The organism is Microcystis sp. 49638_E5 (assembly GCF_021300285.1).
Lineage (GTDB): Bacteria > Cyanobacteriota > Cyanobacteriia > Cyanobacteriales > Microcystaceae > Microcystis > Microcystis aeruginosa_C.
In genome coordinates, this window is sequence record NZ_JAJTDH010000029.1 from 48988 (window position 1) to 69113 (window position 20126).

At 42.9% G+C, this 20126-nt stretch carries 15 protein-coding genes; 8 read left to right on the forward strand and 7 right to left on the reverse strand.

Annotated elements, in window-relative coordinates; genetic code table 11:
- Positions 1-135: 135 nt before the first annotated feature.
- Both LW728_RS10195 and LW728_RS10200 read right to left on the reverse strand, forming a co-directional pair.
- The gene (locus tag LW728_RS10195) at positions 136-1362 is read right to left on the reverse strand and encodes a glycoside hydrolase family 10-like protein (RefSeq protein WP_287766578.1); all 1227 of its coding nucleotides are present in this window, start codon (positions 1360-1362) and stop codon (positions 136-138) included.
- A 119-nt stretch (positions 1363-1481) separates the two neighbouring features.
- Complete coding sequence (locus tag LW728_RS10200) at positions 1482-2609, reverse strand: ABC transporter permease (RefSeq protein WP_287766579.1); 1128 nt, start codon at positions 2607-2609, stop codon at positions 1482-1484.
- 84 nt (positions 2610-2693) lie between these two features.
- Between LW728_RS10200 and LW728_RS10205 the strand changes: the two genes are divergently transcribed.
- Positions 2694-3623 carry a 2OG-Fe(II) oxygenase gene (locus LW728_RS10205; RefSeq protein WP_287766581.1) on the forward strand — a complete coding sequence of 310 codons (930 nt, stop codon included), beginning with the start codon at positions 2694-2696 and terminating at the stop codon, positions 3621-3623.
- A gap of 72 nt (positions 3624-3695) precedes the next feature.
- On the opposite strand, the gene LW728_RS10210 is transcribed toward LW728_RS10205, so the two are convergent.
- Positions 3696-5894 (reverse strand): phosphoketolase family protein, encoded by a 2199-nt coding sequence (locus LW728_RS10210; protein WP_287668891.1) that lies wholly within the window; start codon positions 5892-5894, stop codon positions 3696-3698.
- A 130-nt stretch (positions 5895-6024) separates the two neighbouring features.
- Here LW728_RS10210 and LW728_RS10215 point away from each other — a divergent pair, with 130 nt between their 5' ends.
- The 3 genes from LW728_RS10215 to LW728_RS10225 all read left to right on the forward strand — a co-directional run bounded on the left by LW728_RS10215 (position 6025) and on the right by LW728_RS10225 (position 9528).
- Complete coding sequence (locus tag LW728_RS10215) at positions 6025-7524, forward strand: SLBB domain-containing protein (protein WP_287766582.1); 1500 nt, start codon at positions 6025-6027, stop codon at positions 7522-7524.
- 358 nt (positions 7525-7882) lie between these two features.
- The gene (locus LW728_RS10220; RefSeq protein ID WP_004268101.1) at positions 7883-8842 is read left to right on the forward strand and encodes an aldo/keto reductase; all 960 of its coding nucleotides are present in this window, start codon (positions 7883-7885) and stop codon (positions 8840-8842) included.
- A 110-nt stretch (positions 8843-8952) separates the two neighbouring features.
- Positions 8953-9528 (forward strand): Alr1449 family protein, encoded by a 576-nt coding sequence (locus tag LW728_RS10225; RefSeq protein WP_004268100.1) that lies wholly within the window; start codon positions 8953-8955, stop codon positions 9526-9528.
- On the opposite strand, the gene LW728_RS10230 is transcribed toward LW728_RS10225, so the two are convergent.
- A complete protein-coding gene (locus LW728_RS10230) occupies positions 9511-11154 on the reverse strand; it encodes a CocE/NonD family hydrolase (RefSeq protein ID WP_287766584.1) in 1644 nt (547 codons plus the stop codon). The two genes, LW728_RS10225 and LW728_RS10230, sit on opposite strands and share 18 nt — an antisense overlap.
- 135 nt (positions 11155-11289) lie before the next feature.
- On the opposite strand from LW728_RS10230, the gene LW728_RS10235 reads away from it, so the two are divergent.
- The gene (locus LW728_RS10235; RefSeq protein WP_004268096.1) at positions 11290-12984 is read left to right on the forward strand and encodes an ABC-F family ATP-binding cassette domain-containing protein; all 1695 of its coding nucleotides are present in this window, start codon (positions 11290-11292) and stop codon (positions 12982-12984) included.
- 49 nt (positions 12985-13033) lie between these two features.
- The gene (locus LW728_RS10240) at positions 13034-13489 is read left to right on the forward strand and encodes a peroxiredoxin (protein WP_287668904.1); all 456 of its coding nucleotides are present in this window, start codon (positions 13034-13036) and stop codon (positions 13487-13489) included.
- A gap of 513 nt (positions 13490-14002) precedes the next feature.
- Here the strand turns inward: LW728_RS10240 and LW728_RS10245 are convergent.
- Positions 14003-14878 carry an energy-coupling factor transporter transmembrane component T family protein gene (locus LW728_RS10245; RefSeq protein WP_287766586.1) on the reverse strand — a complete coding sequence of 292 codons (876 nt, stop codon included), beginning with the start codon at positions 14876-14878 and terminating at the stop codon, positions 14003-14005.
- Positions 14879-14881: 3 nt separating this feature from the next.
- Entirely contained in the window at positions 14882-16240 is a 1359-nt protein-coding gene (der, locus tag LW728_RS10250) for a ribosome biogenesis GTPase Der (RefSeq protein ID WP_004268090.1), read from the reverse strand.
- Between the two features lie 286 nt (positions 16241-16526).
- On the opposite strand from der, the gene LW728_RS10255 reads away from it, so the two are divergent.
- Complete coding sequence (locus LW728_RS10255; protein WP_002735750.1) at positions 16527-16997, forward strand: DUF4079 domain-containing protein; 471 nt, start codon at positions 16527-16529, stop codon at positions 16995-16997.
- 400 nt (positions 16998-17397) lie between these two features.
- On the opposite strand, the gene mutL is transcribed toward LW728_RS10255, so the two are convergent.
- Complete coding sequence (gene mutL, locus LW728_RS10260; RefSeq protein ID WP_004268088.1) at positions 17398-19050, reverse strand: DNA mismatch repair endonuclease MutL; 1653 nt, start codon at positions 19048-19050, stop codon at positions 17398-17400.
- Positions 19051-19665: 615 nt separating this feature from the next.
- On the opposite strand from mutL, the gene aroQ reads away from it, so the two are divergent.
- A complete protein-coding gene (gene aroQ / locus LW728_RS10265) occupies positions 19666-20121 on the forward strand; it encodes a type II 3-dehydroquinate dehydratase (RefSeq protein ID WP_159251592.1) in 456 nt (151 codons plus the stop codon).
- Positions 20122-20126: the final 5 nt, after the last annotated feature.

Genomic DNA, 20126 nt, shown 5'->3' on the forward strand with positions numbered 1-20126 from the left:
GCCTGCATGGTTTACGCTACTGCTAACCCATCCTACAAATAATTGTGCCTCCCTACTTAATTTAAAGATAAACTTAAGAAACTATAGCCAGGTTAGGGCGATAACTTTGCTTAAAGTCAGCAATTTTACCTAATTTTAGCGAGGATTAGCAGACTGGAGTATTTCCCGAAAAATCCTGCGTCGATAGGAAGGAGATTCATTACTCATATTCCATAAAGTTTCGTAGAAAAAGAAAGAAACACCAAAATTTTGTTGTCTCGATTTTTTCACTTGTTGAGTAATATTAACCATCGGAATCGGACGACCTTTTAAACCAGATAAAATCCCAATAGCTACGGGGATAGATTGCCTAGCTTGCTGTAATTCTGGTTGTGATAATTCCCAGTCAAAGGCGTTCATATCAGTTCGATACACTTGTATTATTAACTCATCAATCAAGTTTTTTTCTTGCCATTTTTGCCAATCTAAAAGATAGGATTGTAGGGAGAAAGTGTAGGGATTAGGAGATAGGGAAATAATCGCTCTAGGTTGCTGCTTTTTAATCGTCTGGGCTAAACTATTCATATAATCAGTAATTTTATCGGCCCGCCATTGAATCCATGCTTTATCTTGATAATCTTGCGGTGGTAATTGTCCAGAATGTTCCCTTTGATAGAGTTTAATTGTGGTTTCATCATAGCCAAAATCGGCGGGATAACCAAAATGGTCATCAAACTGAATTCCTTCTATATCGTAGTTAGTAATAATCTCGCTGACTAAATCCGTAATAAAGTTTTGTACTTGCGGATGTAAGGGATTTAACCACACCCGTTGATGCACTTTTCCTTCCCACCAAATTACGCTTTTATCCTGTCTTTGGGTTAACCAATCGGGATGCCGTTTGGCTAATTCTGAATCCGCAGGAGCCATAAAACCAAATTCAAACCAGGGAATAATTCTTAATTTTTTCCGATGACCTTGGCTAATTATTTCCTTTAAAAAGTCGCGATTTTTTAAAGATTCATGGGGATCGAGCGCTCGTCCCGTCACTTTTTCTGCTACCTTAGAAGGATAGAGTGTATAACCCCAATTCCAGACCGTGGGATAAATAGTATTAAAGTTTAAATCGGCCAACCTATCAAGGGCATCTTTTAGGATTTCCGGTTTAAATAATACCTCACTATCGATATTAGTTAACCAAACTCCACGAATTTCGGGTTTTTCTTGGGTTTTATTGGTCGATTGTGCGGGAAAATTAAAGGTTATCGTCATGATACAAGCAAAGATAATTAAAAATATTAACCAGCTTATTTTCCCGTATCTTTGACTATAAATCACCAAACTATCGGCGAAATTATTAAAAGTTTTACTGATTCTATTCATAATGGGAAGTGGGAATTATAAATTATAAATTATGAATTATGAATTGGGGAGAAGGGAGAAGGGAGAATAAATAAAAATAATCTCCTGCCGACCGCCTCCTGACTGCTAAAATAACTAAATTATCTCTCTAAATTGCGAGGATCTAGAGCATCGCGTAAACCATCACCGAGTAAATTAAAAGCTAAAACGGTGAGAATAATTAACAAAGCAGGCGGCCAAATTAACCAGGGTTGTAGAACAATAATTGAGGCATTGGTAGCCAAAGAAAGCATATTTCCCCAACTAGGATCTGGTTGTTGAATTCCCAAACCAATTAAACTTAAAACCGATTCGGCCACGATAAACCCCGGCACGGCTAACGTAGCAGAAATAATGATATAACTGGCAGTTTGGGGCAGCACATGACGCAGAATAATATAAAGTGGTTTTGCTCCCATAGCTTTAGCGGCCTGGATAAATTCCTGTTCTTTCAGGGATAAAACTTGACCGCGAATTACCCGCGCTAATCCCGACCAACTGATAAAAGAAGTAATCAGGACGATTAATAAAAAGCGTTGGGTGCTGGTTAATCCTGCGGGTAAAACGGCCGCTAGGGCCACGAGTAAATATATGCCGGGGATAGTCATTAAAACTTCCACAAAACGCATTAAAATCGCATCTAACCAACCGCCAAAATAGCCAGAAACGCCACCGACAAATAAACCGATAGGGAAAGAAATTAAAATCCCGACCAAACCGATAAATAAACTAATTCTGCCTCCGAAAATCAGGCGACTAAAACTATCGCGTCCCGATTCGTCAGTTCCCAATATATTGATTCTACCATCGCCGATCACCCCGAACAGATGGATATCAAGAGGGATACCGGGGAATAAAGTTACTTCCTGCCATTTTGGCGGCAAAGGTAGGCGAATTTGACCTAAATTATAGGTTTCACCCTGAACAAAGAGACTCAGCGGCAAGGGTTTGTTAAAATCTCTCATTAGCTTCCGCTCACCAGTTTCTATATTAATAGCACTTTGAGTGGTGGGATAGACGTGGGGGCCAATCCACTCACCCTTGTTACTTCCCGACTGCGAGCGCCAAAAGATTTGGGTGGGGGGTAGGAGAGACTGACCGGGTTGGGAGGAGTAGGGAGAGTAGGGAGCGACAAAATCCGCCGCCATTACGCTTAAATAGAAGATTAACAGTAAAACTGCTCCCCAACGAGCGAGAGGATTATCTTTGAGTTTGTGCCACCAGTCCATAGGCGATGAGGTCAATAGGAGAGTTAATCTTTATTTTGTCAGTTTGATTGCTACAATTCATCATACCAACAAAAAAGCTGTCTAATGTTTATCAACCCCCTTGTTTATGAGAAATCTCCTGTCTATCGTCAAGATTTTGAGACAGCGCAACCGTTTAAGCATTTGGTCATCGATAATTTTTTAGTTGGGGAGCAAGCGCAAATTTTGCTAGAAAATTTTCCCAGTTTTAATCCGCAAAAAGCCATTAGTGAGTTAGGAAAAGTTGGCGGGAAGGCAGTTAATGAGGATTTAATCGGTTTAGGGGGTGTTTATCAACAGTTTGGCCGCTACGTTCAAGCTCAAGAGTTTTTAGAGTTAATTTCCCAGTTAACCGGTATCGATAATTTAATTCCAGACCCTAGTTTTTATGGGGGTGGAACCCACGAAAATTTACACGGTCAAGAATTAGACCCTCACATTGATTTTAACCTCGATGAGCGTCATTGGTATCATCGCCGCTTGAATTTATTAATCTATTTAAATCCCCAATGGCAAGCAGATTGGGGAGGTAATCTAGAGTTACATTCCAATCCACGTCAACCAGAAGAAAATAAGATTAAATCTTTTGTACCTATCTTTAATCGTTGTCTTATTTTTGAAACCAATGAACATTCATGGCATGGATTTTCTCAGATTAATTTACCAGAAAATCAACGGCATTTATCCCGGAAATCTCTTTCTATCTATCTCTATACCAAAGAACGTCCGAACCAGGAATTATCACCATCTCATACAACTTTTTACATCCCGCGCCCGCTGCCAGAAAATATTCAACCCCATCAAGTTTTAAGCTCAGAAGATTACCAACAAATTAAAATTTTACTGAAAAGACGGGATGATTTAATTCGTTTTTATCAAGATAGAGAACTGAAAGAATCTCAGGATTTAGTTAGTTTAAAATCCCATATTAAGCGCTATCTATCTCTCCAATACCCTCACCTATGGAAAATTATTAAAAGTTTGCCCCGTTGGTAAAAGTGACCTGAAAAAAATCCCTACTTTCCAATCAAAGAAAGTAGGGAATAATCAAAAAAACTAACTGGGAACTTAACCTAATAACTGGGTAGCACGCGCAGTTAAAGCATTGGCAGTTAAGCCATTATAGGCCATAATTTCCCCAGCACTAGCGGTGGTTTCTCCCCGTTTCCAAGCGAAAACATCCCGACGCGCATTACTGCGTAACATAATTGGTTCTAACATGGCGCTTGTACCACCAGTTACTCCGATTAAAGCATCACCGGCAAAGAGACTGTCAAAACCAGCATCATCAAGGAAATTATTATCAGCTGCCGAGCTAGTTTCACTCATCACATCGCTAGGACGGTAGAGACGACGGGGATTAATTACCGAGACGATTTTTACCCCGATTCCCGCCGCTTCTAACTGTTGTGCAGACTCAAAGACGGGTAATAAAGTCATATCGCCAATGACGGCAAAAACAACTTTTTTACTGCCTTCCGATTCGTGGAGAATTATGCCGCCTTTTTCTAAAGCTTGACGGGTTTGCTCAAAGGTGGTTCGCACCGGTAAAGGCGATTTACTAGCGGTGATTGTAATGCCTTTATTGCTAGTTCCCAAGGCCCATTCATAACAGACTTGAATACTGTTAGCATCGCAGGGAAAGAGAGGGAAAATATTGCCATTTCGCATCATAGCGGCGAAATAATTTTCAATCTCTGGGCGTTGGTGTGTCCAACCATTACGCCCTTGCTCTAAGGCTCCGGCGGTGAATAAAGTAATAGTAGAAGGGGTGGGACGACGTAACTCGGCCATCGCTTGGGTTACAGTCTGCCAAATCGGTAAACCATTGATAGCAAAAGACTCGTAGGAACACCATAAAGTCCGCCCTCCCAAGAGAGATAAACCGACGGCTAACCCGGCACAGGCATCCTCGCTTAAAGGCTCATAAACTTGACCGTTAGGTGCTTGGAAATAGGCATCATCGGTGGTGGGGTGAATAATCTTTAAACCGACGTTAATATTATTAATTCCCGAAGCGGCATTACCATCAGCATTAGTGACGACAAAATTGGAGTCAGCTTTACCCACAGCTACCACTAATTCCCCCATGGCAGTGGTGGCCACTTTTTTATCACCACCTACAGTATATTCGGTCATCGGTAAGGTTCCTAAATCCGGCAGCGGCAAGACTTTTTCCGTTACCACTGTTTCTGCTGCCGGACCCCCTCCAGAGCGCTCGAAATTAGTACGAACAATTGCCCAAGCTTCAGGGGGTAAAGCGCGTTCCTGTAAGGCACTAACTATATAATCTTTTTCTAAAGAATCGCCTGGATAAAGATTATGGGAAGCCGCTCCCCGTTTGTGAACTCCCGCCCCTTTAAGTTGTTTAATAATGATCACCGTTAGTTTACCACCTAGGGCTAATTGGGCGGCTTTATCCGTGGCCATTAACACCGCTTTCATGAACTCCAGACGCTGGTTAAAAGAGAATTTGGTGCTATCTACATATTCCCCATTTTGATTAGCATCATCGAAGTCTTTAGCATTAATGAGAATCACTTCCTCGAAACCATTACCGCGCCAATAGGCTTCCATTTCGGCGTTAGTTTTCAGGGACACCATGCTATGGTGTTCTTGGGAATAGCCATTCCAAACTAAAATTGGCAGAAAATTGGTAATTTCTGGGTAAGCAGTGTGAAAATGACCAAAACTACTCATAATGTAGGGTTCTCCTAAACCACCATCCCCGATAGTCACAGGGAAAAGGGTATTAGGGTGTAATTTGGCCGCCGCCATGGCAAAATGTTGGCCTTGGCCCAAAGGACCGGCCGGCCCGAGCAGTCCGGGGATTTGTCCGGAAAGATGCCCTAAAAGTCCGTGTTTTTCCCGAAAACGTTCTCCCAATTCCCTGACGTTGCTGATGCCCATGGCTTCCAGAGAGCGATCGAGAAAGACGTTACTATAAAAACCGGGGGCATGATGGCCCACTTCGGTGAAAATATTTTTCTGGCCTAACATCATCAAAGAGGCAATCACGTCGGCAGCGCTGGCAAAACCGCCGGGGTGTCCCGATTCTTTGGTAGCGGTGATTTGTAGGGTGAGGTAACGCAAAGCATCGGCGGCTAGGAGGGTTTGATAGATAGCATTCGGGTCATTAGCGGCAATAATAGCGGTTTTTCCCTCAGCGATAGCGGCTTTTCCTGCATATTTATCAAATTCGGGTAAGGAAGCCCCAAAATATTTTATCCCTTGACAAAAATCGGGAATTGTGCTAGTAGCTGTCATAAAATTAATATACCCCTTTACATACAGGCAATCGTTAAAACTATCTTACAGTTAGCGGTAACTCTCGATAGATGCGATATTAGAGGGGGTTTCCATAGGCGATCGACTATTTGTGCTACACTGATCGCCAATGTCAACGATAAAATTAATCCTATTGATCATGTTAAATAGCAGCCAATTACAGGATTTAATCAGCAAATCACTGCGTTATCTATTAATTATCGGCACTATTGCCCCTCTCACTTCCTTAGAGGCTCGCTCAGTCCAAGCCACTCCTCCTAGTAGTGCTGCACCCGCTAAAGAGGCGACCGCGCCTATCCCCGCCCAAAGCAAAGAGTACACCCTAGGAGAAGGGGATAAAGTGCGCGTCACCATCTACCAAGTGGCGGATTTAAGCGGCGATTTCCTCGTTTTAGCCGATGGAACCCTGACTTTACCTCTGATTGGCAGCGTCAAAGTGGAAGGAATGACCGTCACCGAAGCCGGCCAAACCCTTGCCAAACGTTACACCACCTATCTCAAACGTCCCGTGGTTACTGTTAGCATTCTCACCCCCCGGCCTCTGCAAATCGCCATCGCGGGGGAAGTCAATCGTCCGGGTACTTATACAATTAACCCCGAACAAAGCCAAAAAACGCCCCTATTGACCGAAATAATCCGGCAAGCGGGGGGAGTGACTACGGTGGCCGATATTGGTCAAGTTCAAATCCGACGCAACCTCAAGGGACAAGAACAGCTAATTCAAGCGAATCTCTGGCAATTAATCCAAAAAGGCGATACAACCCAAGATATTAGCCTCAGGGATGGTGATAGCATCGTTATTCCCACTAAAACGACCCTTAGCGTCGGGGAAGTCAACCAATTAGCTGATGCCAATTTTGGACTAGATAGCGATCGAGAAATTAATGTTACTGTGGTGGGAGAAGTTTATCGTCCGGGGTCCCATCGTATTGTCCCCACTGCCAACAATAACAATAACAATAATAATGACCTAGATCGCGGTGGCACCAGGAAACCGGCCCGACTAACCCAAGCTATCCAACAAGCGGGAGGCATCAAACCTCTGGCCGATATCCGACAGGTGCAAGTGCTGCGTTATACTCGTGACGGTTCCCAGCAGAAAATCCCCGTAGATCTGTGGAGTTTGCTCGAAAAAGGTGATATGACCGGCGATATCTTTCTTCAAGAAGGGGATACGGTGATTATCCCCACCGCTACTGAAATCTCGGCCAAGGAATCGGAAACCCTAGCATCGGCTAGTTTTGCCCCCAAAACTATTAACGTGAAAGTGGTCGGGGAAGTGGTCAAACCGGGGACAATTGAAGTTCCTCCCAATACCCCTCTCAATCAGGCAATTTTAACCGCAGGAGACTTTGATAAGCGTCGGGCCGATCAGTCCACAGTGGAATTAATTCGTCTCAATCCTAACGGAACCGTCACCAAAACCTCAATTAACGTCGATTTTTCCCAGGGTATCAACGAGAAAACTAACCCGATTCTCCGCAATAATGATGTGGTGGTGGTTCATCGTAGCAATCTGGCCTCTGCCACCGACACCCTCGGCGCGGTTTTAAGTCCCTTTACCGGTCTGACAGGCTTTTTCAACGGATTTTTTAATCTTTTCCGTTAAAAAAGTTTACTTTACCACGATGTCATTAGCTAAGTAATCGAGCTAATAATAGATATAGAAACGGCGAAAAGTCGTGAGCGGTCACGGCTTTTCTGCTCAATAGACTCAGGAAAGAAAACTATGATTTTTCTCCTTACTCTAGCCCTAATCTCCCTGTCGATTAGCTACAATGTTCACGGCGAAATAATTAGCCTCAGTACCTGCTTATTGGGTCTTTTTTGTGGCTTGTTAAGTTTGTTCTTTACACCCCTACCGGTAAAAGTTTTTATTCTTGTCACCTTAGTCCTCTTCCACTGGGATTTTCAGCCCTAAACCCGACTAAAACCCTAAGCAGACTTAACCCATCAAAAAAACTGTTATGCAAAAACGCTATCTCGGTCAGACTAATATAGAAATTACTCCCCTTCTCCTGGGTACTTGGCAAGCAGGAAAAAAGATGTGGGCAGGTATTGAAGATAAGGAAAGTATTAGGGCTATTCGTGCCGCTTTTGAGACAGGAATTACCACTGTAGATACAGCCGAAATCTACGGGGAAGGTCACTCAGAATCCATTGTTGCTCAAGCTTTAGCCGATGTGCGAGAACAGGTAATTTATGCCACAAAAGTTTTTGCTAATCACCTCAAATACGAGGAAGTTATCGCCGCTTGTCATCGCTCTTTAAAAAACCTGCAAACTGATTATATCGATCTTTACCAAATTCATTGGCCTAGTGGCTCATGGAACACGGAAATAGTGCCTATTTCTGAAACTATGGCCGCTCTTAATTATCTGAAAGCACAGGGAACAATTCGCGCTATCGGGGTTTCCAATTTCTCCCGCTCTCAACTGGAAGAAGCTGGTCAATACGGCAGAATTGAGAGTATTCAACCTCCCTATTCTCTGTTTTGGCGCTCGGTAGAAAAGGAAATTATGCCCTATTGTATAGACAATAATATTTCTATTCTGGCCTATTCTCCCCTTGCCCAAGGTTTATTAACAGGAAAATTTAGAAACGGTTATCAGTTGGCAGCGGAAGACCATAGAATTAAAAATAAACTCTTTCATGGCGAAAACTTTCAGAGAGTACAAGCGGCTTTAACTCAATTAGAACCGATTGCTAACCGCTATAGTTGTTCCCTAGCTCAATTATCTCTGGCTTGGTTAATTAAGCAACCCCAAACTAATGCAATTGCTGGGGTAAGAAATGCCGCTCAGGCAGTTAATAACGCTCAGGCAATGACAATTAATTTAACCCCAGAAGACCTAAAATTAATTGATAATATTGGTAAACAGGTAACTGATTTCTTGGATGATAATCCTGTGCTGTGGGATTTCTAAAAATTATACAGCAGTTATCTTAAGGGTGAAGACAGAGGCTTTGGTTAATTCTCAGGAAAAAGCCTGTATAATGATAGCTATAGTCCGATTCTTACCGCAGGATTATCCCTATGGCTAAATCCAAAAAACACAATCTGCAATGGATTAAAGAAACCCTCGACTTAAATCCAGATCATAACTGGAAATCTAGTCCGGGTAACAGTATTTTTGTAGCTGGTCGCGGTGCAGTGCGCTTTGAAGTTCCTCAAGATTGGCATTTTGAACCTGATGATAATTCCTTTCGTTTTTTAGATAGAAAACCTCCCGATGATGATTGTCGTTTAGAGGTTTCCTATAATTTACTTCCTCCCGGAGATTGGAAAGAATTACCGCTAAAAGGAATGGTCAAAAAATTAGCTCGTGAAGATAGCCGCAATCCTCACGAAATCGGCGAAGTTATCCAAGAAAAACGCCAAACTGTCCGCATTGTTTGGGTACAAATTCAATTCATCGACCCCCAAGAAAATCGACCCGCTTATTCGCGCATTGCCGTGGGTATTGGTTCCGGGGTTCAATGTTTAATTACTATGGATTATTGGGTCAATGATGCGGAAAAATTCACCCCCGTCTGGGATACGGTTATCTCCTCCCTGGTGTTAGGTTTATATATTCGCGATCCTCGCAGCGGTTTAGCTTTCCCCGACTAAAGGTAATAGCAATTTTGCAGGAAAATTTCCTTGACAAAAAACCTTAATTGTGATAATGGAAAAATTTATCCCTCGACTTGCGTGGGGATAGCTGCCGGTCCCCGCATTGACGGGATGTGCAGGAAAGCAAGAGGGACTCAGACTTAAACGCAAGCTATGACCTTGAGGAATAGTGATAAAAGTGGCCTGCATGACAATATTTAGGGGTGATTCGGGATTATTTACCCGTTTATAACCCTGAGTGATATTAAAAACCCGACCATCGGGGGTAACTTGAGAAACCACCGCGCAGATATCGAAACTAACCGCATCTGCTTGACAATAACAATCCAGACGGGAACTACCCAAAATCGTTAAATCTTTCTCTAGGGGGGGAGAAGTGTAGGTAATCACATCACTGCGACAGTCTAGCATGGTGCGGTCGAATATTCCCCCCGGTAAGGCGCTATGACCTCCTAAAGATGGCACCGGTCGCCAAGGATCGTGAACGATGGTATCCTCGATCGCAGGTTCTAACAAAATCGCGCTTAATTTCCCCTCATCCTCGCGCAGATTGGCTAAACCTTGACTAGCAAGATAATAAATTTGCTGATTTTCTCTGGGAAACTTCTCCAGATATCGCCATTGATTAGACCCCATTTGAAATAGATACATAGGAGGATTTTCAAATAACTCCACTTCCTGACCTTTTAAGAAATAATCAAACCATTGCAGCTGCATTTTATCCACGGGACTAATTGCCTCTTGACCATAATCTATCTCTCCTACTTTTCTCCCCCAAGGTAGATGAGTCCAAGGACCAATAATTAGTCGTTGGGGATAGATAGAACGACTTTGCATTTCTTGGTATAAACTCAAAGTTCCCCGGAGATGAGGATCGAACCAACCCCCGATATGTAACATCGGTAAATCGATATTTTTTAAAAGGTGTTGCGGTGATAAATTTTGCCAATAGTCATCGGGAAGATAACGAGTAATCCAATCGTGATAAAAAGAATCGGCGGCCAAATCCTGTAAAATTTGGGGAGAGGCTGCAATAGGATCAAAAAGGGGTAAATTTCGGGAAGCTACCCAGAGTTTTTGATAGGCAGTTTCGTCCCCTTTTAATCTAGCTGTTTCCGCAGCTAATTGTATTGCCCAAGCAAGATTATATTGTAAATTAAATGCTTCATTTTCATAGGCCCAATCTCGATATAAATCGTGAGCAATCATCGCTGGGCAAATAGTTTTTAAAGCGCTATGACCATTGGCAGCGGCATATAATTGGGTCATTCCCTGATAGGAAAAACCATACATTCCCACCACACCCGTATTATTAGGAATAGTTAAAACCCATTCAATAGTTTCTAATCCGTCGCTAATTTCATGGGCAAATAAATTAAAATTTCCCGTCGAGTTTCCCCGTCCCCGGACATCCTGAATTACCACAATATAACCCCGACGTGCATACCAGCTAGGATGGGCATAAACCACCGTAGAAGCGATCGTTTTTCCGTAGGGTTGTCGCATTAGTAAAATAGGAAAAGATTCCCTACTATCGGGACGATAAATATCGGCAGCTAAACTAATTCCATCTCTGGTGATGAAACTAGCTGTTTCTTTTTTTATGGGGTAGGGATTAAGCATTATTATCTCTTTCAGATAAAAAATAGTGTCAGGTGGCTCAATTGGGAAAACTTGACAAAGACCAGATAAAGCTTAACTAAATGTTACAATAAAGGCGGACTGCCTCACCGGCCTAAGACTGGAGAAAAATCAACGATGCTACGACTAGAGAGAATTAGTAAGATTTACCCGACGGGAGAAGTGTTAAAAGATGTCACTTGGGAAGTAAAAACTGGCGATCGCATCGGGTTGGTGGGAGTCAATGGGGCCGGAAAATCCACCCAACTAAAGATTATTATGGGGGAAGTGGAACCCACCGCCGGAGAGATCATCCGTCCTACCAGTCTCCATATCGGCTATCTTACCCAAGAATTTGAAGTGGATCCCCGTCGGACGGTACGCGAGGAATTTTGGACGGTGTTTCAAGAAGCGAATCAAGTCCACCATCAACTAATAGAAATTCCCCAGCACATGGAAAAAGCCGATCCCGAAGAATTAGATCGCTTAATTCATCAATTGGATCGCTTACAAAGACAATTTGAAGGGTTAGATGGTTATGGATTAGAAGCACGCATCGAGAAAATTTTACCAGAAATGGGCTTTACTATTGATGACGGCGATCGCTTGGTAAGTTCCTTTAGTGGTGGTTGGCAAATGCGGATGAGTTTAGGCAAAATTCTCCTACAAACTCCCGATATTTTACTCCTCGATGAACCCACTAACCATTTAGACTTAGAAACCATTGAATGGTTAGAAAAATTCCTCAAGGATTTAACTACTCCCATGGTCATAGTTTCCCACGACCGGGAATTTCTCGATCGCCTCTGTACCAAAATTGTCGAAACTGAAAGGGGAGTTTCTACCACTTATTTAGGTAATTATTCTGCCTATCTACAGCAAAAATACGAACAACAATCCGCTCAGTTAAGTGCCTACGAACGTCAGCAAAAAGAACTAGAAAAACAGCAAGCTTTCGTGGATCGGTTCCGGGCCAGTGCCACCCGTAGCACCCAAGCAAAAAGCCGGGAAAAACAATTAGAAAAGGTGGAAAAAATTGAAGCCCCAATCGCCGATGTGCGTACCTTAAAATTCCAGTTTCCTCCAGCAGTGCGTAGTGGTCGGGAAGTGGTAACTATCAAAAATCTTGTTCACATTTACGATGATAAAATTCTCTTTTTGGGAGCAAATCTGGAAATAGAAAGGGGCGATAGAGTCGCTTTTTTAGGCCCAAATGGTGCAGGAAAATCCACGCTTTTACGTTTAATTGTTGGGTTAGAACCCCCCACAGAAGGCTCGATTGAAATCGGTAAACATAACGTTATTCCTAGTTATTTTGAGCAGAACCAAGCGGAAGCTTTAGACCTAACTAAAACCGTTTTAAATACGATTCATGATGAAGTTCCCGATTGGAAAGATGTGGAAGTTCGCAGTCTTTTAGGGCGATTTTTATTCAGTGGGGAAACGGTATTAAAAAGAGTAGAATCTTTGAGTGGTGGCGAAAAAGCGCGTCTTGCTTTAGCCAAAATGTTACTTGCTCCCGCTAACTTATTGATTCTCGATGAACCCACTAATCACCTCGATATTCCCGCCAAGGAAATGTTAGAATCGGCTTTAAAAGTTTATGAAGGCACGGTTTTAATTGTTTCCCATGATCGTTATTTTATCTCCCAGGTAGCTAACAAAATTGTCGAGATTCGGGACGGCGAATTAATTGCCTATGCGGGAGATTATCACTATTATCTAGAAAAACTAGACGAAGAAAAACAAAAAGCCGAACAAAAACGCATTGAAGCGGAAAAAGCGGCCAAAGCTGCCGCTAAACGCTCTAAACAAAAGGCCAAAAAAGGTTAGAATGTAAAGTATCAACCTATCCACAATTATCTATCGATTAATTAATCTTATGGCAGCTATAAAAGTAGGCGATCAAGTTCCTAATTTTTCTCTCCCTTCCCAAACAGGGGCAACGGTTAATATCGGCGATTTAATCGGTAAAAAATCCCTAGTAATTTATTTCTATCCCAAAGATGATACTCCGGGTTGTACCGCAGAATCCTGCGCTTTCCGCGATAGTTATGAAGTGTTTACCGATGCAGGTGCGGAAGTTATTGGTATTAGTGCCGATAGTCCCCAATCTCATCAACAATTTGCCCAAAAATATAATCTTCCCTTCACTCTTTTAAGTGATAGTGATAACCGAGTGCGGAAATTATTCGGTGTTCCCTCTACTCTATTCGTCCTCCCCGGACGAGTTACCTATATCATTGATAAAGCGGGAATCGTCAGACATATTTTTGATTCTATGTTAGATTTTAAAGCTCACGTTACCGAATCTTTAAACACGATTAAATCTTTTTAAGTTGATGATTATAAAAGAAATCCCGATCAGATAATTACTTGGGAAGAAATTAAAACATCTATCGAGTAATTGTGCTGATTCTGACTTAAAAACACGCCAATTCAAGTCTGAATTGGCGCTTTTCCCCTAGTTTCGACTGATCGTTTATGGGTGAAAACTCATCTCTTCGGTGAGATTTCCTTTTAAGTCTTCTCCCAATCACTGGGAAAGATTGGTGATCGCTCGTAAAGTAGTTATCTCAATGATGAGGTACGAAGTCTCCTTTTGGGTAACGTCGCCACTGCGGAACGTCGGAAAAGTAGCTAGTCCTCTGGAGATGATGCTAAATACCGTCATACTTCATCTTTATGAGAAAGGCCGTAACTTGCTTTTATAGGTAATACTTTTGAGATATTTACATATCTATCTGTAGTAGGAAATTGGCGAGTGGCGAGTTTTTTTAGTAAACAGTAAAGAGTAATCAGTGAAGTGATAACTGATAACTGATAACTGATAACTGATAACTGATAACTGCTATAAACCACCCCAAACTAATCGGGCTGCCCAAAAGGGAATTAACAAAAATAAAGCAATAAAATCAGCCCATCTTAACTGTAATTGGTGCCAGCGAACTTGATGCTGATTGGGACTGGTAAAACCGCGAACCTCCATAGCGATCGCTATTTGTTCGGCGCGTAAAAGCAAATTATCTAGTAATTTTTCCACTACTGTTAACCAGACGTTTAAACTTCTTTTAATCCCTAATTTTTGCCAATCGATCGCCCTAGTTCGCACTGACCTAGCTAGATTTTGCACTTCTTCTAAAACCAGGGGAATAAAGCGCAAAGATAGGGTAAGAGTCAGAGAAATTTCTGTCACTGGCACATTAAATCGCCGTAAAGGACTCATTAAATTCTCTAAACCTTCGGTAATTTCTTCCGGTGCCGTCGTCAACAAAAAGAGATTAGTGCTATAAATTAAAGTAAAAACTAAGGTACTAATTCTCACTGCTAATTCCAAAGAACGTCGGGTAACAAATAAACGACCTCTATCCCATAAAACATACTGATAATCACTTGCTGGCGGTAAATTCAGCCCTTCCTCCGGCAAACGCGGCTGAATACTCACCCCTAAACCATCGGGAGTGATAGCAGTAATCAGAAAGACAATAATCGCCAAAAATATCAGCCAGCCCATCTGTTGCCGCCAGACGCGGGGAGGAATAGGGGCCAACAGGGTTAACAACATTAACAATCCCACCAAAGCTAAACGCCACCAAGGATTAGCTAATAAAGGTGCTGCTAAAAAAGCCATTAACCAGATAAATTTTACCCGCGCATCCAGTTGATGTAGTCGGGTAATCGGTTGATCGAGATAAAGACCGATGGGCAAACTTCGCAATAAATCCATAAATTAGACCTTGGTGGCTCTATTAACCGTTTTTTCCACTTCTCGCGCCGGTTTGCCGCGCCAGATTAAGCGGATCGGGGTTCCTTTAAAGCCTAACTGTTGCCGGAATTGCCCTTCGATGTAACGGCGATAGTTATCATTAAAGCGCTGGGGATCGTTAACAAAAAGGGCGATCGTGGGGGGTTGACTCGATACTTGCGTGCCATAGTATAGTTTCCCCTGTTTTCCGCCTCTGGTGGTGGGGGGATTGTGCCATTTAACCGCATCTTCGATCACATCGTTGATTACCGAGGTACTGACGCGACGACGGTGAGATTCGGCGGCAATATCAACTAATTCGAGGATTTTAGTGACTCTTTGCCCCGTCATGGCGCTGACAAAGATCATTTCTGCCCAATCCATAAAATACAGCCGATCTTGGAGCATTTTGGTATAAGTATTGATGGTGTAGGTGTCTTTCTCCACCGCATCCCATTTATTGACCACTAGCACCACCGCACGCCCTTCTTCAATGATTCGTCCCGCTAATTTTAAATCCTGTTCGGTGACACCATCTAGCACATCGATGACGAATAACACCACGTCAGACCGGCGAATTGCCTTAAAAGCACGGTTAATACTGAAAAATTCGGCTCCATAGTCCACATTCTTCTTACGGCGAATGCCAGCGGTGTCAATTAACCGATAAACCTGTCCTTCTCGTTCAATTAAAGTATCGATCGAGTCTCTAGTGGTTCCCGAAATCGGACTGACGATCGCCCGTTGTTGTCCAGTTAAAGCATTGAGGAGACTGGATTTACCCACGTTAGGACGACCGATAATTGCCACTTTAATCTCTTCATTTTCGGGAATTTCCGCCGCGGGTGGCAAATATTTAATCACCGCATCGAGTAGTTCACCTGTACCAGAACCGTGAATGGCCGAGATGGGGAAGGGTTCACCGATGGCTAATTCCCAGAATTCCGTCGCTTGCAGGATACCCTGTTCCACCGATTCACATTTATTAACTGCCAAAAGTATCGGCACATTTTGCTGTCGTAACCAAGCGGCAATTTCTCGATCGCCGGCGGTAATTCCCCCTTGCCCATCGACGACAAAAATCGCCACACTTGCCTCTGCTAGGGCGATTAAAGCCTGTTCGCGGATTAAAGGGAGAAATTCGCTGTCATCGTTAAAAACTAGCCCTCCTGTATCGACAATTTGAAAATCTCGATCGCACCAGAAAGCTGGTTGATAGGTGCGATCTCTGGTAATCCCGGGTTGATCAAAAACGATCGCCTGTTGATCTCCAGCGATACGATTGACGAGGGTGGATTTGCCCACATTGGGACGACCGATAATAGCGACGACAGGCAGTTTCATAAGAGGAGAAGGGGACGGAAATTAAAGACCCAATATTCTATCATAGCGATTTGCGATCGAGCTTGGTTGATTTAAACGTTGGTGTACCTAAAGATAGTAGTAATGGAGATAGGGATCGGTCGTCGGTCGTCCGGAGACTATTTTTATTTATTCTCCCCACACCCCACACCCTACACCTTTTAAACGGGATTTAGTATGACAGGTCTAGTGACCCAGAAAACAAGGAAGCGCGAGCGATTCATGTTAATTTTTATTAAGAAGCGATCTTTGATGAGAACAGACAACTATGAACTTCGAGATTCCCAGTGCCGTAAAAACTTGGTCACAATTTGGCCATCCCATTCTCATGTGGGTTTTATTAGGATTAACTATCTATGCCCTCTATTCGGGGCTACAATGGCGACGGACGCGGACAGCAGATAAAGACCTAAAAAAAGAATTATTGCCCAAAAATTTTCGCACTAAACACTATCAAATTGGCTCCCTAATCCTGGCTTTAATGGTGTTGGGGACGATCGGGGCTATGGCGGTGACTTATATTAATAACGGTAAATTATTTGTCGGGCCCCATCTGCTGGCCGGTTTAGGGATGGTGGGTTTAATCTCAATCAGTGCCGCTTTAGTACCTTTAATGCAAAAAGGCAACGAATTGGCTAGAATCACCCATATTACCCTTAATGCCGTCATTTTAGGTCTTTTTGGCTGGCAAGCCTTCACAGGAATGGATATAGTCCAGCGTATTCTCAGCAAAATGTAAGAAAACCTAAACAGAGAGGATGCGTCTGATGACGCATCTAACCCTATGAGAGAAGGGAGAGGGGAGCAAAAAACTGACACTAAATCCAGTTATTAAAAAGTGATACTAAATCTGGTTATTAAAAACTGATTATCTATTGCTCCTATTGCCTATTGCCTATTGCCTTTTGCCTGTCCTGATATGTAGCCTATACTTAACGGATTTAGTATGAGATGCTCCCTAACCATATCTGCCAATTTTCAGTAAACAGTTCACTGATAACTGATAACTGATCACTGATATAGTCATTTCAGATAAGTCTGATACACTCTAGACCAGTTAAACCCTTATTAACTCTAGCATTGATATTCTCAATCTTAATTGAAATGACTATAACTGATAACTGATCACTGATAACTGATTAAATGCCGTGACTTTTGCCGATTACCCAATGACGACGGAAGAAGCGAGCGAGCGAGGTTTCTTCTAAGGATAAGTAAATCGGTCTTCCGTGGGGACAAGTGCGGGGATTACGAGTATTTTGCCAATCATCGAGTAAATTCTGCATTTCTTCTAAACTTAAAGCTGTACCGTTGCGGATCGCACTACGGCAAGCGGTGGCCACCTGAGCGGTTTGTAAATCGCCCCCTAAACTTAATTCTAGTAAAGCATCAGCCCGATCCTGCCGCTCTTTTAGTAGAACAGGAATACTACGAATAGCCCAAGAACGATCGCCAAAACTAGCAACTTCTAATCCTAAACGTTGTAATTGTTCGACTTGTCGAGTAGTTAACTGATTTAAGATGATCGGAGTATCTAACGGCACGATTTCCCAGTTATCCTCTAAACGTTCGTACAAAACCCGCTCATGGGCAATATGTTGTTCCACTAACCATAATCCGTTAGGATGTTCAGCAACTATATAAGTTTGGTGAATTTGGGCTAATGCCTTTAATTCCAGCCGATTTTTCCTGGATTTTTCCCCTATTGTATAAGTGCTTTTTTCCTCGGCAGCCTTGAGAATTTGACTGACGCGCTGATTTTGCGCTTTTTCGGGTATATGTTCGGGATTTAGTCCTAACGCCTTGTCTATGGCTGAAATTATCTGTTCTTGCCAAAAAACAAGGTTATGCAGGTATATTTCCGCTTTAGCTGGGTGACGATTCCAATCGATCGAACGGGGGTTAAGATGTAGATGGAGAAAACAAACGGGATAGCGATCTTTAGGGACTGTGCGAGCGAAAGCTTTAAATATTGCCTGTTCTAACTCCGATGAGCGCACCATTCGCCCATTAACAGCAATTTTAACCCAATCCGGTTGATGGCGAGAAATGCGATCGGGCAAACCGATGACTAATTCAATTTGAGCCAATTCTGCGTCAGGAGTCGTTAAGTCAAGTTTTAGGGATGCTAAATCGTTAAAATGCAGAGATTTAACTAATTGGGGTAATATTTGACTGGCATCCTTACCCGGACTAATGCGTAACCAATCTTGATGATCTTGGAAAACCTGCCAAGTAATTTGGGGATGACAGAGAGCAAAATTATGAATTAAAGTCTGTATATCCTTTAATTGTTTGTTAATTGACGGTAAAGCTTGACGACGCACGGGAAAGTTACCAAAGAGATTCTCTACCGTGACGATAGTGCCGATAGCTATAGGAATCGTTTCTAAATTATCCGGCTCGCCCTGGTGATTGTAAAGACAATAACAACCTAAATCATCGTCATGGCGACTGGCAACCCGCAGACGCGCCACCTGTGCGATACTGTGCAAAGCTTCACCACGGAATCCGAGACTGGTAATCTGCCAAAGATCGTCCCGTTGGCGGATTTTGCTGGTACTGTGGGCATAGCTACACAGTTGCAAATCTTCTCTAGACATTCCCCTACCGTTATCCGATACTTGTATTCGCCAGTTTTGCGGAGATATATCGATGGTAATCCTATCTGCCCCCGCATCAATGGCATTTTCGACTAATTCTCGCACCACAGCGCCTAAAGAGTCGATTACCTCTCCTGCGGCAATTAAATCAATTACGTCTTGGGGTAAAACTTGTATGGGCAAGGTCATCAATTAATGGTTTTAGCCAAGGGCAAACTCGATATATTGTCGCACAGGGGGTGCATGATTAAGGACTCCCCTCCCTACCAATTTATCGGCGATCGCTGCTTCCTTGCCATCCCGCTGCACTGATCAAATATAGCGATAGTCCTGGAGCAAGTCCAATGAGTATGGGCTACATATCAGGAGATGCACTCCTGCAAGGGGAGTGACTCTTAAATTATACTAAATCCGTTGAGCATAGGCTACATATCAGGAGAGCCAAGAGGCAGAAGGCAAGAGGCAAAAGGGGGAATAAATAATCAGTTTTTAATAACCGAATTTAGTATTATTACAGATGCGTCAGCAGCTGCGTGTAAGCATCCCACCGAAAAACTAATGCGCGGGGGGTTTGGGGGGTAGAACCCCCCAAAAGCTTGGATTGAGTGATAAAATCGGAAGCAATACTAAATCCGTGGAGTATGGGCTACATATCAGGAGAGGCACTCCTGCAAAACGGAGAATAAATAATCAGTTTTTAATAACTGGATTTAGTCTGATTACCGTAGCGGCAAAAATGCTGTTGATAGGCAATAATCCCTGATCGAGATAAGATTAATTCTGGTGATCATAGGGAGGACAGTGGTGAATAAACTAAGCATTCTGGTTTTACACGGGCCGAATTTAAACCTATTGGGGAAAAGAGAGCCGAATCTCTACGGTAACGTCAATTTAGAAGCGATTAACCAGTTTTTAAGCGAAGAAGCTACCCGTTTAGGGGTGAATTTAACCGCGCACCAGTCCAATCAGGAAGGGCAATTAGTGGACTGGATTCAGCAAGCATGGGGTCAGCATGACGGTATTTTGATTAATGCAGCAGCTTATACTCATACCAGTATCGCCATCCGCGACGCACTCTTAGGCACAAAAATTGCCTGTGTGGAAGTACACTTAAGCAATATTTACAAACGCGAGTCTTTTCGTCATCATTCCTACATTGCCGATATAGCCATCGGACAGATTAGCGGTTTTGGGGCCGAAAGTTATCGCTTAGGATTATGGGCATTAGTCGATTATTTGCAAAAGAATGGGAAAATTTAAGACAA